Source organism: Limoniibacter endophyticus (assembly GCF_014652835.1).
Classification (GTDB): domain Bacteria; phylum Pseudomonadota; class Alphaproteobacteria; order Rhizobiales; family Rhizobiaceae; genus Limoniibacter; species Limoniibacter endophyticus.
This window is the reverse complement of the sequence record NZ_BMZO01000007.1, coordinates 195309-219535: the sequence shown is the minus strand read 5'-3', so window position 1 is coordinate 219535 and position 24227 is coordinate 195309. Positions and strand designations below refer to the sequence as shown.

The window sequence follows — 24227 nt, the reverse complement described above, 5'->3', positions numbered from 1 at the left end:
TGTCATTGCTTCAGCTCATAAAAACCCGGCGCCTAGCCGGGTTTTTATTTTACAATCGGCGCAATGCGACCTCTTCAACGCGGTGATTTGCCCCTTTACGTAAGATAAGGTCAGCACGCGGTCGCGTCGGAAGAATGTTTTCGCGCAGGTTTTTCAGATTGATATTGTTCCACAGTCCCTCGGCGATGGTCCGGGCGCTGTATTCATTGAGTTCTGCATAACGCTTGAAGAAGGAGCGGGGATCGCGAAAGGCCGTCTCGCGCAGCCGCATGAAACGTTCAATATACCATTGATGAATCAAATGCTCTTCCGCATCGATGTAGATCGAGAAATCAAAAAAGTCCGAAACGAAGGGAATGACCTTGCCATCCTTGGGAAGCTCGCCGGTTTGAAGAACGTTCAGGCCTTCGAAGATCAGGATATCCGGTTGATCAATCGTTACGAACTCGTCCGGAACCACGTTGTAGACCAGATGTGAATAGACAGGCGCCTTTACACGCGCCTGACCGGACTTGATGCGCGAAAGAAAACGCAGAATGGCACCTATGTCGTAGCTCTCGGGGAAGCCCTTCTTCTCCATGAGATTGTTTTCGCGCAGAATCTCGTTGGGATACAGAAAGCCATCCGTCGTGATGAGATCGACTTTCGGGCTTGCGGGCCAACGCGTCATAAGTTCTTTCAGAATACGGGCGGTTGTGGATTTTCCAACAGCAACTGATCCTGCGATGCCGATGATAAACGGCGTTTTTCCGATTCTCAGTTCGCTGGAGAAGAACTGGCTACGTTTTTCAAATAATTCCTTAGTGTACTCGACATGCGTCGAAAGCAATCGGGAGATGGAAAGATAAATCCGCTCTACTTCTTCAAGGTCCACAGGATCGTTTAACGAACGAAGACGCTGAACCTCTTCTTCCGACAAGGTCATCGGTGTGTCGGCACGGAAACCGGACCACATCTCGGCGGTGAAAAAGCGATAGGGAGAGTATTTCTCGCTCATGGCCAGCTCATTCATCCCGATTTCCTCCCCCTCCAGAAATCAATTCTGCTTGCGTGAAGCTTTCTCGGCAATGCCGGATTTCGTCGTTCTCTTCTCCAGCTCCTCCAAAATTGCCCGCAGCGGTATATCGGCAATCTTCAAGACCACGAGCAGATGATAAAGGAGGTCCGCGGCCTCACTGGTAAGGTCACTTTTCTTGCCGGAAACAGCGGCAATGACAGTCTCGACTGCCTCTTCACCCAGTTTCTTGGATGCGCGTTCCACTCCGCTCGCGAGGAGCTGAGCTGTCCAGGACTCCTCGGGAGAGGCGGTGGCGCGCTCCGCAATGATCGTCTCGAGGTCCGTCAACGAAAATCCCGTCTTGTTCATGCAACACCACCCTCTGGAATGGAATCAAGTCTCACCGCAATTCCAGCCTTCGCCATGTGCTCCTTGGCTTCCTGGACAGTGTAAGTGCCGAAATGGAAGATCGACGCCGCAAGAACGGCGCTTGCATGTCCCTTTAGAACGCCGTCGACAAGATGATCCAGATTACCAACACCTCCCGACGCTATAACGGGTGCACGCACCGCATCCGCAATCGCACGCGTCATTTCAAGCTCGTAGCCGACTTTGGTGCCGTCGCGATCCATAGACGTCAGCAGAATTTCGCCAGCCCCAAGATCTACCACCTTTCGCGCAAATTCGACCGCGTCAATCCCTGTGGCATTGCGTCCGCCATGGGTGAATATTTCCCAACGCGATTCTTCACCAGTTTGCGACACGCGTTTGGCATCAATTGCCACGACGATACATTGATTGCCGAACTTGTCCGCTGCGCGCGCAACAAAAGCCGGATCTTTCACTGCGGCCGTATTGATCGAAACCTTGTCTGCACCCGAAAGGAGAAGCTTGCGAATATCACCTATCTCGCGCACGCCGCCTCCAACCGTTAGCGGCATGAAGCAGTGGTCGGCGGTACGCGCAACAACCTCAAAAATCGTCTCCCTATTGTCCGACGACGCCGTGATATCGAGAAAGCAAAGCTCATCCGCACCAGCAGCATCGTAAGCCTTGGCGATTTCGACAGGATCGCCTGCGTCAATCAGGTCAACGAAGTTCACGCCCTTGACGACGCGTCCTTCCTTGACGTCGAGGCAGGGGATGATGCGGGACTTCAGGCTCATGACGACACCTTTGCAGAGCTGAGTAATGCCAAGGCTTCAGCAGGATCGATGCGACCATCATAGAGTGCCCGGCCGGAAATCGCGCCTTCCAGAATCGCGGCATCCGGTTCTACCATGCGCTCAATGTCCTCAATCGATGCAAGACCGCCTGACGCAATGACCGGAATGGAGGTGCTGCGCGCCAGATCGAGAGTCGCATCCCAATTCACGCCTTTTAAGACGCCATCGCGGTCGATATCGGTGTAGATAATCGCAGCAACGCCGGCTCCTTCGAAACGCGATGCCATTTCGCGCACGGAAAGATCGGACGTTTCCGCCCATCCTTCCACCGCCACGTAGCCACCTCTCGCATCGATACCCACGGCGACTTGCCCGGGAAAGAGCCGACACGCCTCCCTCACGAGATCAGGATCGCGCAGAGCAACAGTTCCAAGGATGACGCGATGAAGCCCCTTGTCGAGCCATGATTCAATATGGGCGATGGAGCGTATCCCGCCTCCAAGCTGAACCGGGTTTTTCGTCGCGCTGAGGATGGCATCGACAGCTCCACCATTCACCGAGCTGCCCGCAAAAGCACCATTGAGATCGACGACGTGCAACCATTCGAAGCCTTGCTTCTCGAATGCGAGCGCCTGATCTGCAGGATTAGCATTATAGACGGTCGCCTGATTCATATCGCCGAGTTTCAAACGGACGCACTGCCCGTCCTTGAGATCGATTGCTGGAAAAAGGATCATGGCTTCCACCTCAAGAAATTTGTCAGTAGCGCAAGCCCGAGATGCTGGCTCTTTTCTGGATGGAACTGCGTTCCAGCCAGATTACCACGGGCAACAGCAGCCGTTACTGTGCCGCCATAATTTGTCGTGGCGATTATCTGATCCGCGTTTCTGGCTGCCAAGTGATAGGAATGAACGAAATAGGCGTGAAGCCCGTCCGCGCCTGTTGGAATATCTTCAAATAGCGGGTGGATTTTTGTTCCGAGCTCGATGGTGTTCCAGCCGATTTGGGGAATCTTGAGGGTCGGATCGGCTGGAGACATTTCCTGCACATCGCCCGCGATCCAGCCAAAACCTTCGGTTATCGTCTTTTCCAATCCGCGCGACGCCATGAGCTGCATCCCGACGCAAATTCCCAGAAAAGGACGGCCACGTTCGATCGCGGCCTCATAAATTGCTTCGCGCATGCCGACGACCGCGTCCAGACCCGCTTTGCAGTCAGCGAAAGCGCCAACACCCGGCAGCACGACCCGATCAGCCGTGCGAACGACTTCTGCATCGCTCGTCAAATCAATAGTTGCATCGATTCCGCTCTCGCGTGCGGCGCGCTCGAAAGCTTTTGTGGCAGACCGAAGATTTCCCGACCCATAGTCGATAATGGCAACGCGCATGAAACTCTAACTCGCTGGTAACTAGGTGAAAAGGCCGATGGAAGGAACGAGCGGGCTGCGTCGGTGACCCGCATCCGCCGGCTTGTCCCGCGACAAGCTCGCGACATGGAAATAGCGAATCTCGGCTATCTCTATCGAGGGAGCGACAATTGCGACGCTCTGGACGAAGCCTTTGCGCAAATATTTTCCCACGAGCAAGTTCTGCGCCTCCAAGCCGATCGCGAATTGCACCAGTAGAAGGAATAAGCCCGACACCGGCCCTAGGCCCAGCCAGTTCGCAGCGACCGAAACAACAAGCGGCGCAAAGAGGGCAAAGAGCGCTTCCCACCACATCCGATGCATCAGAAACCAGAGCACCGGAAGCAGAAAGGCCAACAACTTGAAGCCATCTTTGACGAAAATGGCATCCGTAGGTCCCTTGCGCTCGAGAACAACGTATCGCGCCACGCTTTTATCCCTTCAGGGTTCCCTTCGTGGAAGGGATCACATCCTTTTGACGTTGATCCACTTCGACCGCTTTGCGTAGGGCGCGTGCTACTGCCTTGAAGCAGGTTTCCGCAATGTGGTGGTTGTTGGTGCCATAGCGCAGGTTCACATGCAGCGTGATGCCAGCATTCTGCGCAAAAGCCTGGAAGAACTCACGCACGAGCTCCGTGTCAAAGCTGCCCACCTTCGACGCCGAGAAAGCTACGTTCCAGACGAGAAAAGGGCGTCCCGAAACGTCGATCGCGGCAGAGGTCAAGGTTTCGTCCATCGCGAGATCCATCGAGCCGTAGCGCGTGATGCCCTTGCGATCGCCCAGAGCCTTATTTAATGCCTGCCCTAGTGCAATGCCAGTATCTTCAACAGTGTGATGGTCGTCTATATGGAGATCGCCACTGGTCTTGATGGTCATGTCTATCAGCGAATGGCGAGAAAGCTGCTCCAGCATATGATCGAAAAAGCCTACGCCGGTCGAAACATCGAACACACCGGTACCATCGACATCCAGTCTCAGCTCGACTTGGGTCTCGTTGGTCTTCCGGTTTACCTCTGCCGATCTTTCGGAGCTTTGCGCCATTCTCGTCGTCCTTGCTATCACGCCACTGAAGTGCAGGTTCTCGTCGCAAGGAGGTGGCCCTGCGTTCAGCACGGCTTTTATCAAGCTCTTCGTTGCAATACCAGTCTTTGCCGGTTCATGACTCGTTTGCATTTAAGTTTAGTGCGCCTACATAGTCGGCACCGAGATACTATCCGCGTCTGAGCGTTTCATGGAGCCATCGAATGAGCGACAAACTTTCAATGCATGCAACCACGATCGTCACCGTCCGCAAAGGCGGCAAGGTGGTGATTGCCGGTGACGGTCAAGTCAGTCTTGGCCCGACCATCATGAAAGGGAACGCGCGCAAGGTGCGTCGGATTGGCAAGGGAAACGTTATCGCAGGCTTTGCAGGCGCTACTGCTGACGCTTTCACGCTGCTCGAGCGTCTTGAAGCAAAGCTTGAACAGTATCCCGATCAGTTGATGCGTGCGAGCGTCGAACTGGCGAAGGATTGGCGCACGGACCGGTACCTGCGTCGCCTCGAAGCCATGATGCTTGTAGCGGACAAGAATGTGACCCTTGCCTTGACCGGCAATGGCGATGTTCTTGAGCCGGAAGACGGAGTCATGGCTATTGGATCGGGAGGCAATTACGCTCTTTCGGCAGCTCGCGCTTTGATCGACACCGACAGGAACGCCGAGGAAATCGCACGAAAAGCGATGGAGATCGCGAACCAGATCTGCGTCTATACGAACGCCAATTTCACCATCGAGACGTTGGACGCGGCCTAAATTCACGTTTGGAATATGAGTTTGATCGCACAGGTTGAGCCGCATCGGAGTAAGTGGGTGGCCGGGGCAGGGATCGTACTGATCCTCGCAATCCTCCAAGCAGCGGCCCTGTACCTGATGGGACGCGTACCGATTTGTAGCTGCGGAACCATAAAGCTGTGGCACGGGATCGTTCAAAGCTCCGAAAATTCGCAGCATATTAGCGACTGGTACACGCTCTCTCATGTAATTCACGGCTTCATCTTCTACGCTTTGCTTGCATGGCTCGCGCCACGTATGCCTATAGGGATGCGCTTGGCACTAGCGATCGGAATAGAAGTAAGCTGGGAACTGGTCGAGAACACCGACATGGTGATCGACCGCTACCGCGAGGGAACGGCCTCACTCGACTATCGCGGCGATTCCATCGTCAATTCCGTCAGCGATACGATTTTCGCGGGGCTGGGCTTTGTGGCCGCAGCCAAACTTCCGGCGAAGGCGACCTTCGCGATCGCAATAGCGTTCGAGCTGCTTGCTGGTGTCGTCATTCGCGACAATCTCACGCTCAACATCATCATGCTGCTCTACCCGCTCGACGGCATCAAGCAGTGGCAAATGGGATAGAAGTTGAGGCGCGCCGCTTCGCTTCCTATCTAGACGGCAACAGATAATTCGAGGACTTTCGATGACAACTTTCTCTCCACGCGAAATCGTTTCTGAACTGGATCGCTACATTATCGGCCAAAAGGAAGCGAAGCGTGCCGTCGCTATTGCACTGCGTAACCGTTGGCGGCGCCAGCAACTAGAAGACGGCATGCGCGAGGAAGTCATGCCTAAGAACATTTTGATGATCGGTCCGACAGGTGTCGGCAAGACCGAAATTTCGCGGCGGCTTGCGAAACTCGCTGGCGCTCCCTTCATCAAGGTCGAAGCAACGAAGTTCACCGAAGTAGGCTATGTTGGTCGCGACGTCGAGCAGATCATTCGCGATCTGGTCGAGGTGGCCATCGGACTGGTGCGGGAAAAGATGCGCGAAGACGTGAAGGCCCGCGCCCATCTGAACGCTGAAGAACGTGTTCTCGAAGCTCTCGTTGGCAAGACGGCCAGTCCTGCGACCCGTGACAGCTTTCGCAAGAAGCTGCGTGACAATGAACTGGACGACAAGGAAATCGAGATCGAGCTGGCTGACACCGGCAGTGCCCCAGGCGGCTTCGAAATTCCGGGTATGCCGGGCGCAAACATTGGCGTACTGAATATTAATGACATGCTTTCCAAGGCGATGGGCGGTCAGCGCACGAAGATGCGCAAGACCACCGTACGCGAGTCATACCAGTTGCTGATCAACGACGAGTCAGACAAGCTGCTAGACCAGGAAGAAATGGTGCAGCGGGCCCTTCGCCTGACGGAAAATGACGGCATCGTCTTTCTGGACGAAATTGACAAGATTGCTACACGTGAGGGCATTGGTGGTGCCGGCGTATCGCGCGAAGGAGTGCAGCGTGATCTCCTTCCACTGGTTGAAGGAACTACGGTGGCAACCAAATACGGACCGGTAAAGACGGACCATATTCTCTTTGTTGCATCGGGCGCATTCCACGTCGCCAAGCCCTCCGACCTACTGCCCGAATTGCAAGGGCGCCTTCCGATCCGCGTCGAATTGCGTGCGTTGGACAAGGACGATTTTCGTCGAATCCTCACTGAAACGGAGGCTTGCCTTATCAAGCAGTATATAGCGCTCCTGCGGACAGAGGGTGTCGAGCTTGAATTCACCGATGATGCGATCGATCGCCTGGCATCCATCGCGGTCGATCTGAACAGCACCGTTGAGAACATTGGTGCTCGGCGCCTGCAGACAGTGATGGAACGTGTTCTGGATGATGTGTCTTTCAACGCACCAGACCGTTCAGGTTCCACCGTGACCATCGATGCGGATTATGTGCAAACCAATGTCGGCGATCTTGCGCAGAACACCGATCTGTCACGGTTTGTTCTCTAATCCCAGTAGATAGATTTGGTGCGGATGTCGTGATTTCCGCACCCTACTGGCCATCTCCCTGGCCTATCGAGATGGTTTTCCGCGCTTCATTATCGTTTTTGCTTTTCTTTTCGTTAACCATCAGCAAAAAGAAGCCGCTTCCGGACTTTCTTTTTGCCGAACGGGACAACGACATGAGGCGTGCCATTCTTGCAGTTTTTATGCTTACCGCACTCACCTCCACCGCAATGGCGGTGACGGTCGTGCCAGAAGGCAATCGTTTCGAGAAACAACCCCACGTGCCAGGAGCGTCCACACGACGCACTCAGGCAGGCGGCAGTAGTTTCGAGGCGAAGTATCGCAAGGCATACCGGCTGTTTGAAAAGGACAAGGAGCTTGTTTCGAAAGTCAGATCGGTAGCGCGCTCCTACGGCATCGATCCTATACACATCGTTGGTGCGATCGTGGGGGAGCATACCTATAATGTCGACGCCTATGACCGTCTTCAGACGTACTATGTAAAGGCCGCGGCCTATCTCACCAATACAATCAATTTCTCCTACGCCGGCGAAAGTGCCGAAACCTTCCTGCAAAGGCCTCAGTTCTCGAAATGCGATCCTAAAGAAGATTCTTATGATCTTTGGACCTGCCGTGAGCAGGTGTGGAACAGCGCCTTCAAGGGAAAGTCCGTGGACGGCAAAAAATTTCCCAACGACCGCTTCAGCGCGACGTTCTTCCAACCGCTTTATGCCGGGCAGACCTTTGGCCTCGGACAGATGAACCCTCTGACGGCGCTGCAGATGAGCGATATGGTAAGCGCCATATCGGGGTACCCGAAACTTGATTACCGAGAGCCACAAAAGGTCTATGAAACAATCATGGATCCGGATCGAACCTTGCCCTATGTGGCTGCGGTCCTGCGCAAGTCGATTGATGCTTACAAGGCGATTGCTGGTTTCGATATATCAAAGAATCCCGGCATCACGTCGACGCTTTACAATGTGGGCAATCCGGAGGCGAGAGCACGCGCGCTTGCTCACGAAAATCAGGAGCGCAAAGAGCGAGGCGAAGCGCCGCGATTGCCCGAGGAGAATTACTATGGTTGGTTGGTCAACGATCGCATCGCCGAACTTGAAAAATTGCTTTGACTAGAGTTTTCGCGCCGATTTAATGCTGGCATCGAGAACCACTTCCATCTCTGCCAATGTTTCGGCGGGCAGGCGATGGACATTTTCGCTTAGCTTGTAAACGAGACGCATTGCGGCAGGCGAAAGGCCACCAGTGTCGATCTTGATGCGTGGGTGCGACTGCTCAGCCAGCTCAAACAGCGCTTCGGCATCATCCCAGATGACGTTAAAATATCCCATGATCTTCTGCAGCAGTGTCCAGGAAGGTTTGCCGCGCTTGCCATGCTCGAGGGCGCTTAGATAAGCGGGGGTAACGCCAATGGCTTGCGCCATCTCACGCTGCGTCACGCCGTGACGGGCGCGAAGCTCGCGCAGCCTCTCGCCGAAGGGCGTCACCGCGGGTGCTTTCGTAAACGGATGTAAAGGGCACCATCGCCGCCATGGTGGCGGGCGGCATTATCAAGGCCGCTGACATAGGGCCTAAACGCAGGGGTCTTTATCCATTCCGGGACGGCGCGACGTAATATACCCGAGCCGGCGCTGCCCTTGCCGGTGATAACCAGCACATGGCGGCGTTGTTCGGCATAGGAACGCTGCAGAAAGAAGAGCAGCGCTTCGTGAGCTTGCGACTGTGTCAGTCCATGAAGATCAACCCGCGCTTCGATTGAAACGCGACCTGCTGAGATCTTCTGATGAGTAGGTTTGTCGAGGCGAGACGGTAGCGGCTTTGTTGAAGCTTTTGCAGAATTTGGCCACGACAAGGCCGGATCATTTGCGAGATGGGAAAGATCCACGCGGAAACTTTCCAAAAGGGATTTATCTGTGCCGATTTCGTTCGCTAGAAGCCTGTTCAGCTCGTCCGGTCGCAGCGGTGTTACGGTTTTTGCGACCGTCGTCCAAAGCGTTCGATCCTCCGTGGTAAGTTTGCGTCTCTTCATCGCCACTACAATCGGCCCGAGGCTGTGATGGGTATCAAGAGATGGAACGAACCAGTTTCTTTCAAGCCACCAGCCAATGCACCTGCTTCTTCCCCCGTTCCCATGAAGAGGTCGGCTCGGCAGTTTCCCCTAATCGCGCTTCCGGTGTCCTGGGCAATCATCAAGCGAGGCAGCTCGCCGCCATTCCCGAAATTGATCCGCGATGTAGAACTAATGAAGATGGGCGTACCCCAAACATGTCGTTGCGAATCAACGGCAACGGACCGTCCTGCAACGAGGTTGACGCCCGATGCCCCTTCCGGGCCGTCGTGACCAGAATCTCCTGGAGTTCCGAAGAAAATGTAGGACCTGTTCCGCCAAAGAACCTCGTCCGTCCGGGCAGGGTTCTCGTCCAGCCACCCACGGATCGTCTGCATCGAAACCTCGTCCGCGGAGATTTCACCCAAGTCGATCAAATATCGACCGATCCCCGTGAAGGGATGCCCTGATTTCGCAGCGTAACCAACGCGAAGCGTCCTACCATCCGGAAGCTCGAGTAAGGAGGATCCTTGCACGTGAATGAAGAAAACATCGACGCGGCTTTCGAGCCATGCGACCTCCAACCCTCGATCTTCAAGTGCGCCTTCATCTATGGCGCGTCGGTCGAAATACGGTATCAGACCCGTTTTGGTTTGACGTGCAAAAGCGTAATCGTGCGGCAATCCCGGAACGCTCCCCGGTTCCACACTTACCAGGTCATGAGGCTGACGATAAAGAGGGTGACGAAATCGCTCTGTTTGTACAAGTGAGGCCTTATGCGTTGGCTGGTAGTATCCAGTAATCAACGGCTTCTCTCCGGACTTTGGGGAGAGAAGGTAGGGCCTGAAAAAAGTCTCGAAAAATGCGCGTGCTTCATGTTCGTTGCGACAAGGATCGTTCGTAGCCGCAACGAACGCCGGATGAAAGCTTTCTGGCGGAATCCCAAGCGTGCCAGGGTTGGTGGCAGCCCGTAGACCGGCTTCCGCCGAGCGCAAAAAAGTTCTGAATGCCCCCAGAAGGGCGGTGTCCTTTTCCCAGCCCGATAGCCTGTCAAAAGACAAACGCGTTAGATCTTCCGACATAGCCATTAGCGGCGGTCCGTATCTCAGTCTTCTGCTTCGGTTGCTACAAGCTTCCAGTTTGGATCCTTGGAACGCGTGTCACGCGCGAAAGTCCAGACATCAACCACTTCCGCGACATGATCGGGATCGCCGTCAATCACTGTTCCATTCGCATCACGCGTCGCCGATATGATCTGACTCACAAAACGCAGCGTGACGTTTGCTTCCGATCCCCTCATCCCTGCCGCGACGACGCTGGACTCATTGAAGCCCACGAATGAAGTTTCGATCTTCTCATTCCGGCCCTCGCGGTCAGAGATCGCGGCTACGAAGCCGTCATAAACTTCCTTCGACAAAAGATTCTTCAGGGTTGCGCGATCACCATCTGCGAATGCCTTGATAATCACTTCATAAGCGGTACGCGCGCCTTCGACAAAAGACTTGGGTTCAAAACTCGAATCAAGGTCGCGGATTTCTCGCAAGCCATGATTGACCGGCGTACCCTCCTTCGCAAAGGCGTCGATCTGTGCGTAGGGATCGACGACCTCTACCGGGCCGGATTGATTCTGGGGAAGCGAGACGACATTGTCATTGCCCGTTTCCCGAGGCACTGCAGGACGAGTACGATTCGCTGTGAACGGATCGATAGGAGGCCGCTCGCTCCCCGTTCTGCGGCCCAGAACGGAGCGGAGCTGGAAAAAAATCACCACCGCAGCGATAATAAAAAAAAGCGTGCCGAAATCCAACAAAGCGACCATCTCTCGTCTGAGGGGGAACGAAGCGGCACGGAACCGCCCAACGTTCATTTCAAAAGCTCATCTAGGCAATATAGAACGCATCATACCAGCATTCAAATTCCGCGCTGGCATTCCTATCTGAGATTTATCAAGAATGCCAAATTGAATCCCCGTTTGATAAAGGATCAGACATTGCCGTTTTTGCTTCTAATGCTACTGCCACTCCTCGAAATCGCCGGTTTCGTGATCGTGGGTGGTGCGGTTGGTGTACTGGGCACCATTGGTCTGGTCATATTATCCGCGATTGTTGGCATTTTGACCCTGAGATCGCAAGGATTACAGGTGCTCACCCGGGTTCGCACCGAAGTGGAGGCTGGAGAAGATCCCAGCTCAACTCTTCTTCACGGTTTCTTTATCACAATCTCGGGCATTCTGCTCATTATCCCGGGATTTGTGACCGACATTACTGGCCTATTGCTCTTTTTACCGCCGGTGAGGAACTTCCTCTGGCGGTCTGCTGGCCGCAACATGGTCGTCCGCCGCTATCAGTACGGCTCGTCCGGAGGACGACGCTCAGGCGAAACCATTATAGATCTCGAAGCCGATAATTATCGGAGTGAGCCGTCGTCGAACGGTTCGGGCAAGCAACTGGACGATGGTCGCGACTGACCCTGAGATGGCCTTCACTCCTTGTTTTGATAAAGTTCACATGCTAGCCACGGCACAAATCGCAACCCTTGCTTACCGGATTCCAGAAGGACCCACTCATGGCTCAAAATGATGCAGCACCCACCGCGGGTAATGGCGTCAACGGGGAGGGGGCTCAGCAGCCGTCTCTCAATGTCCTTGTACAGTATGTGAAGGATCTGTCGTTTGAAAATCCCGGCGCCCCACGCTCCCTCCGTGGGCGCGAAAAGGCACCGGCGATAAATATCAACGTCAATGTCAACGCCAATTCAGTCGCCGAGAACGAGTTCGATGTCAATTTGACGTTGAGCGCTCAGGCGAAGTACGAGGAAGAGGTGCTTTTTAACGTCGAGCTGGTTTATGGTGGTGTCTTCCGGATTGCAGGTTTCCCACAGGAACACATGCTTCCAATCCTATTCATCGAGTGCCCGCGTCTCTTATTCCCGTTCGCGCGTCAAATCGTAGCCGATGCTACCCGCAATGGTGGTTTTCCGCCGCTAATGCTCGACCCGATTGACTTTGCACAGATGTTCCAGCAGCGCATGGCGCAGGAACAGAACGCCACGAAAGCCGCTTCCTGATCAGGTAAGCGGTACGGTGACGAAAAGCCCGGCGGTTCGTCGGGCTTTTTTATTGCTGCAAAACCTTGTTCCAGATTGCGTTTTCACCAAGCTTTGCGACAAGCTTGGTATGCGCTTCTATTTCAATCTGCGTCAGACGGGGAGGTAGTGGGACCGCCCGCGGCTCCACGATAACCGTTATCTGTTCCTCCACCTCCACGGTTTGAACCTCAACAACGGTTTCGAGTTCGAAGCCCGCCTGCTTACCTCCAAGAAGCTCGATATAAACTTCCGCTAGTAATTCCGAGTCGAGAAGCGCCCCATGTTTCTCACGATGGGAGTTATCGATGCCATAGCGTCGGCACAAGGCGTCGAGGGAATTGGGGCCCATTGGATGCTTGCGTTTCGCCAACGCCAGAGTATCGATGACCCATTCTGGTGCAATGGGTGGGCGGCCAAGCCTCCCAAGTTCCGCATTAATGAAACCCATATCGAAGTTTGCATTGTGCGCAACGAGATAGGCCCCGTCGAAGAACTCGAGAAACCTCTCCGAAATATCTCTGAAGGTCGGTTTGTTGCGCAGGCTTTCATCGGTAATTCCATGAACAGCAAGCGCGTCTGGATGGACCTTACGGCCTTCGGGATTGATATATTCGTGAAATGTCCGGCCCGTCGGAAAACGATTGAGAAGTTCAATTCCGCCTATTTCTATAATCCGGTCTTCTCGGTTGTGAAGACCCGTGGTTTCGGTATCGAATATGATCTCACGCATGCTGAAATCCGGTATGGTTAAAAATCTGTTTCACGTGAATCACTGATATTATCAGGTGATTATACCGAGGCTATGCAGAACTGCTTGCACCTGGTGCCTCGCATCATCCAAGCCATTTCCTGTGTCGATCACGAAGTCCGCGCGTGCACGCTTTTCAGCATCCGGCATCTGGCGAGCGACGATTGCTTCGAATTTTTCTAACGTCATGCCAGGCCGGGTCAGAACTCTCTCTCGCTGAAGCGCTGGATCACAGGTCACGACAACAATCTTATCCGCCTCAGCATCCGCCCCTGTTTCGAACAGCAGCGGAACATCGAGAAGCACCGCAGATGTGTTTTGATCTTTGTGATATTTCAGAAAACGATCCCGATGTGATCGAACCAATGGATGAACGATTGATTCAAGCCGCTTGATCGCCCCAGGATTATTCAACACCAATGCACCCAGTTCGCTTCTATCGACCATTCCGCGTTTCACAGCGCCAGGAAAAGCCTCTTCTATAAAAGGTACGGCTTCACCTGCATAGATTTCGTGGACCGTCATATCAGAATCGTGGACTGGAACTCCCTGGTCTGAGAAAATTTTCGCAGTCGTTGATTTGCCCATACCTATGGAACCGGTCAGTGCCAGTATGATCATGTTCCGCTCACAATGTCGCTGATAATCAGCTTGTAAAGCTCCGGTGTTACCGCCGGGCGTGGCCCGAACCAACGTTCAAAGCCGGGGATAGCCTGATGCAGTAGCATACCCAGGCCGTCTACTGTCTTTAATCCTCTTTCCTCTGCAGCCGCGAGTAGAGAAGTCTTCAATGGAACATAGACAATGTCACTGACGATACAACGCTCAGGAAGCCGGGTAATGTCCAAGTTTAGATCAGGTTGCCCCCTCATTCCAAGCGACGTCGTATTCACCAAGAGATCGGCCTGATCCGCAATTTCCTCGAACTGTGACATTTGCAGCGCTCTACAACCGAACAGATTCGCAAGTTCCTGCGCGCGTTCCAATGATCTATTGAGAACGAAAATTGTATCAAAACCCCGGCAACGGAGTGCGTACAGAATCGCCCGCGCGGCACCCCCAGCTCCCAATACCACTGCCACTTTCCCCGCATCCCAGCCCGGAACCCGAGTATCGAGGTTGGCAGCAAATCCATAAGCATCTGTATTGCTGCCTAGAAGCCGCCCTTTTTCGAACCAGATCGTATTCACCGCCCCTATCGCTTTCGCCGCGGCGTCAACCTCGTCAAGCAGAGGGATCACGGCCTGTTTGTAGGGGATCGTAAGATTACCACCTGCAAATCCGGATGATTCAAGACTGGCTAAAAACGCAGCGAACTCGGTGGGTGACTTGTCTACAGCTTCATAGCTGCCCTCGATGCCAAATAGGTTCAACCAGTAGCCGTGGATTTTAGGTGATCTCGAATGAGAAATGGGATGCCCGCACACGAACGCCTTTTTCATGTCAGCCATCGATCGCTCCGAGCTCTCGCAGCTTCTCCAGAAGGGCCAGGAGAGGGAGGCCGACTATTGTAAAATAATCGCCTTCGATTTTTTCGAAGAGCTGGATACCCTCGCCTTCGATCTGATAAGCGCCGACGCTTTTCAGCGCAACATCCCCAACTCTGGCAAGATGGCGCCCAATGAAGGCTGGATCCAGTTTGCGCATCGTGAGATCGGCGACACCTGTATGGCTCCAAATCAATTCGCCGTCCTTGACGAGAACAACGGCACTGTTCAGTTGATGGGTCTTTCCGGAAAGCGAGAGAAGATGACGGCGGGCCGCCTCCATCGATTCTGGCTTATGATAAATCTCTTCATCCAAGGACAATGTTTGATCGCAACCGATCACAAGCGCACTGGGTATCCGGGCACTGACATCCATAGCCTTGGCTATTGCAAGAACTTCGGCAATGTCAGCCGGCGTAGCGCCAGTCTGGCGCATTGGTGCCTCGGCAGCTCTTTCATCGATATCGGCGCTGATCGTTTCGAATGACAGCCCCGCATTTTGAAGAAGCGTTCGGCGAAACGGACTTTGGGAGGCGAGGATGATCTTTTGCATCAGAGTCTTTCCGTGTGAGGGAGATAATGTGCCTCAGCGGTGGCGTGAACGCAAAGCAAGGATCGCGGCCGCTGTTTCTTCTATCGAACGCCGGGACACGTCGATGATCGGCCACCCTTGTCGCGTACAGAGCTGACGCGCATAGGCCAGTTCCTCAACAATGGCGCTGCGGTCAACATAGCTTTCCAGATGGCGCGAATTCATGTCGGGCGCCAAGATGCGGTTCTGACGGATTTGCGAGATTCGTTCTGCCGAAGCGATCAATCCCACGATCAGCGGCCGCTTGGCATCCAGAACCGATTGCGGGATAGGTACCCCTGGAACGAGTGGAATATTCGCGGTCTTTACCCCACGGTTAGCGAGATAGATGCTCGTTGGCGTCTTCGACGTGCGTGAAATGCCTACAAGAACTATATCGGCGTCATCCACTTCCTCGGCCAGTTGTCCGTCATCATGCTCCATCGTGAAATTAAGTGCATCGATGCGCTTAAAGTAATGAGTATCGAGCACATGCTGCGCGCCCACGTGGCGTCCGGCGGGCGTGCCCAAGTAAGATTGAAAGACCGTCAAAACCGGCTCCAGCAGGGACACAGTCGGCAATCCCATCTTCAGACAGTGCTCATCGATGCTTTTGGCGAGTTCCTGGTCAACGGTTGTGTAGAGTATGATACCCGGTTCCTGCTCGATTTCCTCAAATACCTTTTCGAGCTGCTTCTCGTTTCTAACCAAAGGATAGATATGTTCGATGGCACGAGCATTCTTGTACTGCGCTGAGACCGCTCGCCCCGCAGCAAGGAGAGTCTCGCCGGTTGCGTCGGAAATCAGATGCAAATGGAAGAAACTTTGAGGATTATTCACAACCATTCTTGAAGCCGTGCGTTAGTGTGGACAAAGGACCAGATAAACGCCTCCGCTAAAAAGGCGTCTGGATAAGCACGTCGTTTTCCCCAAACTCTTGTACTGTCAGCATTGGATACCCAATGTGGAAAATTGCGCGTAGAAATCTGTCTATCCCCAAGATCGGAACGACGGAAGGGCTTTTGATCCAAACCTTAACGCCCTGATAGATTTCGCTCTTTCGAGAACCGTCCACGGAGTTTTAAACAGCATCTACATTATCCTGCGGCGAAAAGAAGCTTCGTTTTTTCAGCGCGTCTGTGCAAAAGAGCCAATTCCCGAAACTAACAGAGTCTAAGAATCAAAAGATTCAGAATCTATAGAAATTTTAAGGAGGGCCTCTGTGGAGAAACCAGAGCAACATGGACCTAGAAAGAAGCTCCTTCGAGCACTCTCAGGCGAAGTCCTAGACACGCCCCCCCTATGGATGATGCGTCAGGCAGGTCGATATCTGCCTGAATACAGAGCGACGAGAGAAACTGCAGGAAGCTTTCTGGATCTGTGCTTCTCACCGGAGTTGGCTGAGGAAGTTACGCTTCAACCAATAAGGCGCTTCAATTTCGATGCCGCCATACTCTTTTCCGATATTCTGGTAGTGCCCTACGCCCTGGGACGAGACCTTCGCTTCGAGGAAGGACGGGGGCCTCTACTGGAGCCAATCACTGCTGCCGATATTTGTAGCCTCGACAGAGCAGGATTTCATGATCGACTTCAGCCGGTTTATGAAACCGTATCGCGTCTTTCTAACTCCCTTCCAGCAGAAACCGCATTAATAGGCTTCTGCGGAGCGCCCTGGACGGTTGCCACGTACATGATCGCTGGTCATGGTACCCCAGATCAGGCACCTGGACGCTTGTTTTTATACCAGCACAGAGAAGCGTTTGAGGATTTGATGCGCATTCTCTCCGAGCGGTCAGCGGAATATCTCATTCGCCAGGCCGAAGCTGGCGCTGAGGTGTTGCAGATATTCGATTCATGGTCGGGAGTACTCGATGAGGAAAGCTTTGCTCTCGCATGTGTTGAGCCAGTTCGTCATATCGTGACCAAGGTCAGAGAAAAGTTTCCCGATATTCCAATCATAGGATTTCCAAAAGGAGCATCGGAATTTTTGGAACATTACCGAGAAAAGACGGGCGTAACGGCCTTGGGTTTGGACTGGACAGTGCCTCCAAACCGGGCAAAGCATTTGGCGAATCAGGGATGTGTCCAGGGGAATCTTGATCCGCTGCGTCTTCTCGCTGGCGGGAGTGCCTTGGAGCGCGGCATTGACGCCATCATGTCGAAATTGTCAGGTAGTCCCTTTGTCTTCAACCTTGGCCATGGCATATTGCCTGCGACGCCAATCGAGCACGTTGAGGCAATGATCAGACGGGTAAGAGGATGAGTAAGAGAATTCTTCAGCCCGTCGCGGTCCTCCTTTTCGTTGCATTTCTTTTTTCGCTTCCGGCCGGCCTTTATCTCTATGTGAAATCAGGACACATTGTCGCGGTCATAGCCTGGATGGCGGGAATGTTGTATCTCCCTCGACTATTCGTCTATCATAGCGCGATCGCGGAAGGTTCAGAAGCGTCAGGGCTGTTCAAGACCATGGAACGCCGGCTTTTGAAGGCGATCATCGATCCGGCCATGATGGCAGCCTGGGGTTTCGGATTGTGGCTTGCTTGGCACGGATTTGCCTTTCAAGGCGGCTGGCTGCATCTGAAGATAACGCTCGTTCTTCTTTTATCTGCGCTTCACGGTTATCTCGCTGGAGCTGTGGCGAGATTTGGCCGCGATGAAAATACCAGGTCGCAACGTTACTGGCGGATCGTGAACGAGATTCCAACATTGCTGATGATCCTGATTGTCGTCCTTGTCGTCGTAAAGCCATTCTGATATAAGTGGCTAGTCTGCATCTTGTACGGCGCTGATTGTAGCGCTAAAGAGCGACTCCCTCCTTATATGCTTGCACGCCAATCATGTTGTTTCAGCGTCGCCGCAACATCTCCAAAATCTTCTTATTCAGAGTCCTCATCTATGCAGGAAATGAAACTCCAGGAACTTAAAAGCAAAAAGCCAACCGATCTGGTTGCCTTTGCCGAGTCGCTCGAGGTCGAGAACGCTTCTGTTATGCGAAAGCAGGAGCTTATGTTCTCCATCTTGAAAAAACTTGCAGAGCAGGACGTGGAAATTATCGGCGAAGGCGTTGTGGAAGTTCTCCAAGACGGATTCGGCTTTCTCCGCTCGGCTAATGCGAACTATTTGCCAGGTCCCGACGACATCTACATTTCGCCGTCGCAAATTCGACGTTTTTCCCTCAAAACGGGGGATACGGTCGAGGGCCCTATCCGCAGTCCGAAAGAAGGCGAACGTTATTTTGCCCTCTTGAAGGTCAATACGATCAACTTCGAAGATCCAGACAAGATCCGGCACAAAATTCACTTCGATAATTTGACGCCGCTTTACCCGAACGAGCGGTTGAAGATGGAGATCGATAATCCGACGACAAAGGACTTATCTGCTCGCGTAATTGATCTTGTCGCACCACTCGGGAAGGGTCAGCGCGCATTGATCGTTGCACCTCCTCGAACGGGTAAGACGGTTCTGCTCCAGAACATCGCCCACTCGATCACCACCAATCATCCGGAATGTTATCTTATCGTTCTTCTCATTGACGAACGTCCGGAAGAGGTGACGGATATGCAGCGGTCGGTAAAAGGCGAGGTCGTCTCTTCGACTTTCGATGAACCCGCCGTTCGCCACGTGCAGGTTGCCGAGATGGTTATCGAAAAGGCAAAGCGCCTCGTGGAGCATGGACGCGACGTAGTCATTTTGCTGGATTCGATCACACGCCTTGGACGCGCTTATAATACGGTGGTTCCCTCATCCGGCAAGGTTCTGACCGGCGGTGTTGACGCCAATGCCCTGCAAAGACCAAAGCGCTTTTTTGGCGCCGCAAGAAACATTGAAGAGGGTGGATCGCTTACTATTATCGCAACCGCACTTATCGATACCGGCAGCCGCATGGATGAGGTGATCTTCGAAGAGTTCAAGGGTACAGGCAACTCGGAAGTTGTTTTGGATCGAAAAGTTGCCGATAAGCGTATCTTCCCATCCATGGACATTCTCAAATCCGGTACGCGCAAGGAAGACCTTCTGGTCGGCCGTCAGGACCTGCAGAAGGTCTTTGTGCTGCGTAGGATATTGTCCCCGATGGGAACTACCGATGCGATCGAATTCTTGATCGATAAATTGAAGCAGACCAAGAATAATGGCGAATTCTTCGATTCAATGAACACTTAACTTTCGATTCGGGAACGAAATGAAAAAGGTGGGCAAATGCTCACCTTTTTTCGTAAGGAAAACGAATGGATACGATATTTGCCCTGTCCAGTGGCTCGTTGCCGTCCGGCGTTGCAGTGATCAGGCTCACCGGCAAGGATTGTTCATCTATTATCCAACAGCTTTTCTCCCGTCCGGTCGGAGAACGGATGCTCGTTTACGGACGGTTTACCGACTTGAAAGGCAACACACTCGACCATGGTCTATGTTGCTTTTTTCCTGGGCCACGTAGCTTTACCGGCGAGGATAGCGCCGAGTTCCACCTGCATGGGAGCAAGGCTGTTATTGCAGCGGCCTTGAAGGTTCTGGGTGCCATTCCTGGGACTCGCATGGCAGAACCAGGCGAATTTTCCAAACGAGCATTCCTTAATGGAAAGATGGATCTCACGGGTGCCGAGGCACTAAAGGATCTTATCGATGCAGAAACGGAAGCACAGCGTGTTCAGGCAGTGATCAATACGTCGGGCGCGCAAAAGATCATCTACTCGCAATGGAGACAAAGAATGCTCCATGCGCGGGCGATGATCGAAGCCGAACTCGATTTTTCAGACGAAGGAGATGTGCCGGGTTCTGTGTCTTCTAATGTTAGAGAGGATATGGAAAGGCTTCTAAAGGAAATCGAAGGCCATGTTGCTCAAGCACATCGTAGCGAAATTGTCCGAGATGGGTTCAAGATCGTCCTTGTAGGTGAGCCTAACGTTGGAAAGTCGAGCCTTCTAAACACTCTTTGCCAGCGCGAAGTTGCGATAGTCAGTGAAGAGGCGGGCACCACGCGTGACGTAATCCAGGTAAGTATGGATATCGACGGGATCAAATGCGTTATATCCGATACTGCCGGGATAAGGGAGGATGCGGGCCACGTAGAGGCCCTCGGCATAATTAGGGCTAAAGAACAGATAGCCTTAGCCGACCTAGTGTTGCTTCTATCAGACTCGGAAAATTTCGAGCTGGCCTCCGCAATTGAGGCAAAGGACTGCATCAGAATTTCGACCAAAATAGACCTGAGAGGAGTAGAGGGTCTTGGTGACACGTCTATCTCCATCAAAACCGGGGAGAATCTGGATCATCTCTTGACTATGATAGGCGAGCGGGCGCGTAACGCCGTGGGAAACTTCTCTGACGTTGTGCCAAGCCGACAAAGGCACGTCGACTACCTTTTACTTGGCGCGGCCCATCTAACGCGCTTCTCAAAGGAGACGTCCCTGGAAATTCAGGCGGAAGAACTTCGCCACGCCTCAAATGCTCTGGGTCGGATTACGGGTGCGATCGATGTCGAAGACTTACTAGGGCACATATTCTCTAGCTTTTGCATAGGGAAATGATTCACGTGAAACAGAGTATTTTTGGATTCACGTGAAACATATTCTGTGGTATCTGCCGTGGTTTCACGTGAAACATTCTGTGGACCATTATGAGAAAATTCGACGTTTTAGTGATTGGTGGTGGCCACGCAGGCACTGAAGCTGCTGCTGCTTCAGCGCGAACAGGTGCACGAACGGCACTTGTAACCATGTCGAAAGAAAAGATCGGCGTTATGTCCTGTAACCCTGCCATCGGTGGAATAGGCAAGGGTCAGCTGGTCCGGGAAATTGATGCATTCGATGGCGTGATGGCTAGAGCAGCGGATCGATCGGGCATTCAATTTCGGATGTTGAACAAGAAAAAGGGTCCGGCGGTTCAAGGCCCTCGAACGCAAGCAGATAGAGTTCTTTATAGTCGCGCCGTTAAAGATATTTTAGCGGAACATGAAGCGCTCCAGGTAATCGAAAACGAGGTCGCTTCAATTGATGTGGATGCCGCAAATCATGTTTGCGGTGTCACTTTGGCGGACGGGGAGATCATTCGCTGCCCAGCTGTTGTTATCACAACGGGTACGTTTCTCAGGGGGGTGATCCATATCGGAGACCGAAGGTTTCCCGCTGGCCGGATGGGTGATAAGGCTTCTATCTCCTTATCGGACTCACTGCTGAGACATGGTTTCTCGCTTGGTCGGCTAAAAACCGGTACGCCGCCACGTTTAGCTAGAAAGTCAATTCATTGGGATATGCTCGATCTCCAGAGCGCGGATAAGGACCCTGTCCCATTCTCCTTAATGACTGATGCCGTCACACTTCCTCAGATTGAATGTGCTATTACAAGAACCACCGCCAACACACACCGCATAATCCGAGAAAATTTGCATCTGTCGGCGATGTACTCGGGCGAAATTAAGGGCGTTGGACCTCGGTACTGTCCCTCTATTGAAGACAAAATCGTACGCTTTGGCGACCGTGATGGCCATCAAATATTCTTGGAACCTGAAGGCCTGTCTGACGAGACCATCTACCCGAATGGAATATCCACGTCCCTTCCAGAGGAAGTACAAAGCGAGTTTTTACGAACCATCCCAGGGTTGGAAGACGTAGAGGTGCTTCAACCGGCATACGCAATCGAGTATGACCATGTAGATCCACGGGAGCTCGATGCGACTCTTCAGACCAAACGTGTCGGCGGTCTGTTTCTGGCGGGGCAGATCAACGGGACGACAGGCTATGAAGAGGCTGGAGCTCAAGGATTAATCGCCGGTATAAATGCTAGCCGTTATAGCGGACAGCAGAGCGAGTTCGTCCTCAGCCGCTCCCAGGCGTATATAGGGGTGATGATTGACGACATTACCACGAGAGGCGTGTCCGAGCCTTACCGAATGTTTACGTCACGCGCAGAATTTCGCATTTCCTTGCGGGCCGATAATGCGGATGAACGACTTACACCCGTTGCATCTGACCTTGGCATGGTTGGTGCAGAAAGGATGTCGAGGTTCTCGTTGCGTCAAAGGGAGATAGATGACGCAATTATCCTGGCATCGTCGCTCCAGCTCACCTCATCCCAGGCGCTGCAACGCGGGTTGAATGTGAACCAGGATGGAGCCCGACGCACGGCGATCGACTTTTTAGGCTACCCCGATATTGCACTTGATGATCTTTTGCCCATCTGGCCTGAGCTATCAGATCTCTCAGCTGCTGCTCGTAGGGCTCTCGAGGTCCATGCGTTGTATGCGAACTATCTGGAAAAGCAGCAAACCGATGCTCAATTGTTGAGACAGGAAGAACAGCGATTAATTCCGGCTGAGGTAGATTGGAATATACCGGGTTTGTCGAATGAGCTTAAGGATAAGTTGGAAGCGCGTAAACCGCGATCAATTGCTGAAGCGCAAAAGATCGAAGGTATGACACCGGCTGCTATGGCCATTATCTTCACGCGGATTAAACGTTTGGAAGTTGTATGAGCGACCAAAAGTTGAAAACTCTCGAAGAAGCCGCAGGTCCTGTTTCACGTGAAACCTTTGCGCGCTTGGTCAAGTTTGAAGAGCTTTTTAAACATTGGAACAGAAGTATCAACCTTGTCGCCCCGTCTACGGTCAATGCCTTATGGGATCGGCATATTGTGGATAGCGCACAGCTTTATCCGCACATTTCAGGAGCCATGAAAGTTGTCGACCTCGGTACGGGCGGCGGTTTCCCTGGGCTGATTCTAAGCATACTCTCCGCGCAGAACAGCGATAGAGAATTTTATTTTATCGAGTCGAACAGGAAAAAGGCCAGCTTTCTGACGCTTTCGGCCAGTGCTCTTGGCGTCAATGCAGTTGTTTTCCCCCACCGGATTGAAGACACTTACGAAAAAATACCTCGCGTGGACATGGTAACTGCTAGGGCTTTAGCACCGCTTGATGTACTTTTAGAACTGTCCTCACCTTGGTTGAAGGCGGGCGCATCCGCCCTTTTTCTTAAAGGTCGTGAATATCGTTCTGAAATAGAAAAAAGCCGTCAAAACTGGCGATTCGATCTGATACAACACCAAAGTGTAACGAACGAAGAAAGCGTTGCTCTTCTTCTATCGAACGTCCGTAATTGCGAGGGCGCAGGGGGATCAAATGGCAGCTAGCTTACGTAGTTTTCCGCGGGTCATCACTGTTGCCAATCAGAAGGGCGGCGTGGGGAAAACAACCACCGCGATAAACCTGGCAACTGCTTTGGCAGCCATCGGCGAAAAAGTGCTGATTGTTGATCTTGATCCGCAGGGAAATGCGAGCACGGGCCTGGGTATTGATCGGCGGCAGAGAAAGCTTTCTTCTTACGAGGTATTACTGGGTGAGAGTACCATCCAGCAAGCAGCTATAGAGACGGCAGTGCCAGGACTCTGGATAGTACCCTCCACGCTGGATCTTCTTGGGGTAGAGATGGAAATCTCGGGCGCTTCTGATCGTGTAGTCCGTCTAAAACACGCGCTCGAGCTGTCTGATGAGATGAATTGTAATTTCAATTATGTTCTCATCGACTGCCCGCCATCACTTAATCTCCTTACCTTAAACTCCATGGCTGCAGCAGATTCCGTCTTGGTGCCGCTGCAGTGCGAATTTTTTGCGTTGGAAGGTCTGAGTCAGCTTCTACACACGGTTGAGCAGATAAAGAATACCATCAATCCGGCTCTGGTTATCCAGGGGATTGTTCTTACGATGTATGATGGCCGCAACAATCTGGCCAATCAGGTTGTTGCTGACGTCCGCGCGCATATGGGCGATAGAGTTTATCAAACCGTAATTCCTCGTAATGTGAGAATTTCTGAGGCACCCTCGCACGGGAAGCCGGCAATTCTATACGATTTCAAATGTTCCGGAAGTCAAGCGTACCTCCAGCTTGCGTCGGAGGTCATTCAACGTGAACGCAGGCAACGGCAGGCAGCATGAGCGCGGGAGAGA

The 24227-nt window shown here is 52.9% G+C and carries 29 protein-coding genes; 13 read left to right on the top strand and 16 right to left on the bottom strand.

The genetic code is table 11. The features are described from left to right. Nucleotides 1-49: 49 nt before the first annotated feature. The 7 genes from coaA to hisB are packed head-to-tail and all read right to left on the bottom strand — an operon-like array spanning nucleotide 50 to nucleotide 4610. Nucleotides 50-1012, bottom strand: coding sequence for a type I pantothenate kinase (gene coaA, locus IE151_RS11865; RefSeq protein ID WP_189490376.1), 963 nt, complete (start codon nucleotides 1010-1012; stop codon nucleotides 50-52). Between the two features lie 24 nt (nucleotides 1013-1036). Continuing rightward, a complete protein-coding gene (locus tag IE151_RS11860; protein WP_189490374.1) occupies nucleotides 1037-1366 on the bottom strand; it encodes a phosphoribosyl-ATP diphosphatase in 330 nt (109 codons plus the stop codon). Continuing rightward, nucleotides 1363-2163, bottom strand: a complete 801-nt coding sequence (hisF, locus tag IE151_RS11855; protein ID WP_189490372.1) for an imidazole glycerol phosphate synthase subunit HisF — start codon at nucleotides 2161-2163, stop codon at nucleotides 1363-1365. Before hisF ends, IE151_RS11860 begins: the two co-directional genes overlap by 4 nt. Further along, complete coding sequence (gene hisA, locus IE151_RS11850) at nucleotides 2160-2900, bottom strand: 1-(5-phosphoribosyl)-5-[(5-phosphoribosylamino)methylideneamino]imidazole-4-carboxamide isomerase (protein WP_189490370.1); 741 nt, start codon at nucleotides 2898-2900, stop codon at nucleotides 2160-2162. Before hisA ends, hisF begins: the two co-directional genes overlap by 4 nt. Further along, a complete protein-coding gene (hisH, locus tag IE151_RS11845) occupies nucleotides 2897-3550 on the bottom strand; it encodes an imidazole glycerol phosphate synthase subunit HisH (RefSeq protein WP_189490368.1) in 654 nt (217 codons plus the stop codon). The genes hisA and hisH overlap by 4 nt, the downstream gene beginning before the upstream one ends. A 21-nt stretch (nucleotides 3551-3571) precedes the next feature. Continuing rightward, nucleotides 3572-3997 (bottom strand): DUF2628 domain-containing protein, encoded by a 426-nt coding sequence (locus tag IE151_RS11840; RefSeq protein ID WP_189490366.1) that lies wholly within the window; start codon nucleotides 3995-3997, stop codon nucleotides 3572-3574. Nucleotides 3998-4001: 4 nt separating this feature from the next. Beyond that, nucleotides 4002-4610, bottom strand: a complete 609-nt coding sequence (gene hisB / locus IE151_RS11835; protein WP_189490364.1) for an imidazoleglycerol-phosphate dehydratase HisB — start codon at nucleotides 4608-4610, stop codon at nucleotides 4002-4004. Between the two features lie 203 nt (nucleotides 4611-4813). On the opposite strand from hisB, the gene hslV reads away from it, so the two are divergent. The 4 genes from hslV (at nucleotide 4814) to IE151_RS11815 (ending at nucleotide 8464) form a co-directional block, all read left to right on the top strand. Then, nucleotides 4814-5362 carry an ATP-dependent protease subunit HslV gene (gene hslV / locus IE151_RS11830; protein ID WP_189490362.1) on the top strand — a complete coding sequence of 183 codons (549 nt, stop codon included), beginning with the start codon at nucleotides 4814-4816 and terminating at the stop codon, nucleotides 5360-5362. Nucleotides 5363-5377: 15 nt separating this feature from the next. Beyond that, entirely contained in the window at nucleotides 5378-5965 is a 588-nt protein-coding gene (locus IE151_RS11825; protein WP_189490360.1) for a DUF2585 domain-containing protein, read from the top strand. A gap of 61 nt (nucleotides 5966-6026) precedes the next feature. Then, on the top strand, nucleotides 6027-7337 hold the full coding sequence (gene hslU, locus IE151_RS11820) for an ATP-dependent protease ATPase subunit HslU (protein ID WP_189490358.1): 1311 nt from the start codon (nucleotides 6027-6029) through the stop codon (nucleotides 7335-7337). A 71-nt stretch (nucleotides 7338-7408) separates the two neighbouring features. Beyond that, nucleotides 7409-8464: a DUF1402 family protein gene (locus tag IE151_RS11815; RefSeq protein WP_382345213.1), complete on the top strand. Its 1056-nt coding sequence runs from the start codon at nucleotides 7409-7411 to the stop codon at nucleotides 8462-8464. Here the strand turns inward: IE151_RS11815 and IE151_RS11810 are convergent, their stop codons facing one another. The 4 genes from IE151_RS11810 to IE151_RS11795 are packed head-to-tail and all read right to left on the bottom strand — an operon-like array spanning nucleotide 8465 to nucleotide 11218. Continuing rightward, a complete protein-coding gene (locus IE151_RS11810) occupies nucleotides 8465-8839 on the bottom strand; it encodes a helix-turn-helix domain-containing protein (protein WP_189490354.1) in 375 nt (124 codons plus the stop codon). Next, nucleotides 8836-9381, bottom strand: a complete 546-nt coding sequence (locus IE151_RS11805; protein WP_189490352.1) for a Smr/MutS family protein — start codon at nucleotides 9379-9381, stop codon at nucleotides 8836-8838. Before IE151_RS11805 ends, IE151_RS11810 begins: the two co-directional genes overlap by 4 nt. Before the next feature lie 5 nt (nucleotides 9382-9386). Further along, a complete protein-coding gene (gene mltA / locus IE151_RS11800) occupies nucleotides 9387-10487 on the bottom strand; it encodes a murein transglycosylase A (protein ID WP_189490349.1) in 1101 nt (366 codons plus the stop codon). A gap of 17 nt (nucleotides 10488-10504) precedes the next feature. Continuing rightward, entirely contained in the window at nucleotides 10505-11218 is a 714-nt protein-coding gene (locus tag IE151_RS11795; RefSeq protein WP_189490348.1) for a Tim44/TimA family putative adaptor protein, read from the bottom strand. A gap of 171 nt (nucleotides 11219-11389) precedes the next feature. Between IE151_RS11795 and IE151_RS11790 the strand changes: the two genes are divergently transcribed. Together IE151_RS11790 and secB are read left to right on the top strand one after the other, a co-directional pair. Continuing rightward, the gene (locus tag IE151_RS11790; RefSeq protein ID WP_244636727.1) at nucleotides 11390-11866 is read left to right on the top strand and encodes an FxsA family protein; all 477 of its coding nucleotides are present in this window, start codon (nucleotides 11390-11392) and stop codon (nucleotides 11864-11866) included. A 98-nt stretch (nucleotides 11867-11964) separates the two neighbouring features. After that, a complete protein-coding gene (gene secB, locus IE151_RS11785; protein ID WP_189490346.1) occupies nucleotides 11965-12465 on the top strand; it encodes a protein-export chaperone SecB in 501 nt (166 codons plus the stop codon). 49 nt (nucleotides 12466-12514) lie between these two features. Here secB and dnaQ read toward each other — a convergent pair whose 3' ends face one another. Genes dnaQ through IE151_RS11760 form a run of 5 tightly spaced genes read right to left on the bottom strand, consistent with a single transcriptional unit; the run spans nucleotide 12515 to nucleotide 16132 of the window. Beyond that, on the bottom strand, nucleotides 12515-13216 hold the full coding sequence (dnaQ, locus tag IE151_RS11780) for a DNA polymerase III subunit epsilon (protein ID WP_189490344.1): 702 nt from the start codon (nucleotides 13214-13216) through the stop codon (nucleotides 12515-12517). Between the two features lie 51 nt (nucleotides 13217-13267). Continuing rightward, a complete protein-coding gene (gene coaE, locus IE151_RS11775) occupies nucleotides 13268-13855 on the bottom strand; it encodes a dephospho-CoA kinase (RefSeq protein WP_189490341.1) in 588 nt (195 codons plus the stop codon). Then, entirely contained in the window at nucleotides 13852-14685 is an 834-nt protein-coding gene (locus IE151_RS11770) for a shikimate dehydrogenase (protein WP_189490339.1), read from the bottom strand. The genes coaE and IE151_RS11770 overlap by 4 nt, the downstream gene beginning before the upstream one ends. After that, nucleotides 14678-15277, bottom strand: coding sequence for a Maf-like protein (locus IE151_RS11765; RefSeq protein WP_189490494.1), 600 nt, complete (start codon nucleotides 15275-15277; stop codon nucleotides 14678-14680). Before IE151_RS11765 ends, IE151_RS11770 begins: the two co-directional genes overlap by 8 nt. A gap of 30 nt (nucleotides 15278-15307) precedes the next feature. Further along, nucleotides 15308-16132: a pyruvate, water dikinase regulatory protein gene (locus IE151_RS11760; protein WP_189490492.1), complete on the bottom strand. Its 825-nt coding sequence runs from the start codon at nucleotides 16130-16132 to the stop codon at nucleotides 15308-15310. Nucleotides 16133-16598: 466 nt separating this feature from the next. Between IE151_RS11760 and hemE the strand changes: the two genes are divergently transcribed. The 7 genes from hemE (at nucleotide 16599) to IE151_RS11725 (ending at nucleotide 24215) form a co-directional block, all read left to right on the top strand. Further along, entirely contained in the window at nucleotides 16599-17555 is a 957-nt protein-coding gene (hemE, locus tag IE151_RS11755; RefSeq protein ID WP_244636726.1) for a uroporphyrinogen decarboxylase, read from the top strand. Beyond that, the gene (hemJ, locus tag IE151_RS11750; protein ID WP_189490335.1) at nucleotides 17552-18046 is read left to right on the top strand and encodes a protoporphyrinogen oxidase HemJ; all 495 of its coding nucleotides are present in this window, start codon (nucleotides 17552-17554) and stop codon (nucleotides 18044-18046) included. Before hemE ends, hemJ begins: the two co-directional genes overlap by 4 nt. Nucleotides 18047-18187: 141 nt before the next feature. Then, nucleotides 18188-19453, top strand: coding sequence for a transcription termination factor Rho (gene rho, locus IE151_RS11745; RefSeq protein WP_189490333.1), 1266 nt, complete (start codon nucleotides 18188-18190; stop codon nucleotides 19451-19453). Nucleotides 19454-19518: 65 nt separating this feature from the next. Further along, complete coding sequence (mnmE, locus tag IE151_RS11740; RefSeq protein WP_189490332.1) at nucleotides 19519-20814, top strand: tRNA uridine-5-carboxymethylaminomethyl(34) synthesis GTPase MnmE; 1296 nt, start codon at nucleotides 19519-19521, stop codon at nucleotides 20812-20814. Nucleotides 20815-20903: 89 nt separating this feature from the next. Further along, a complete protein-coding gene (gene mnmG, locus IE151_RS11735) occupies nucleotides 20904-22757 on the top strand; it encodes a tRNA uridine-5-carboxymethylaminomethyl(34) synthesis enzyme MnmG (protein WP_189490330.1) in 1854 nt (617 codons plus the stop codon). Then, nucleotides 22754-23413 carry a 16S rRNA (guanine(527)-N(7))-methyltransferase RsmG gene (rsmG, locus tag IE151_RS11730; RefSeq protein ID WP_189490328.1) on the top strand — a complete coding sequence of 220 codons (660 nt, stop codon included), beginning with the start codon at nucleotides 22754-22756 and terminating at the stop codon, nucleotides 23411-23413. The genes mnmG and rsmG overlap by 4 nt, the downstream gene beginning before the upstream one ends. Next, a complete protein-coding gene (locus tag IE151_RS11725; protein ID WP_189490326.1) occupies nucleotides 23403-24215 on the top strand; it encodes a ParA family protein in 813 nt (270 codons plus the stop codon). The genes rsmG and IE151_RS11725 overlap by 11 nt, the downstream gene beginning before the upstream one ends. The last annotated feature ends 12 nt before the right edge of the window (nucleotides 24216-24227 follow it).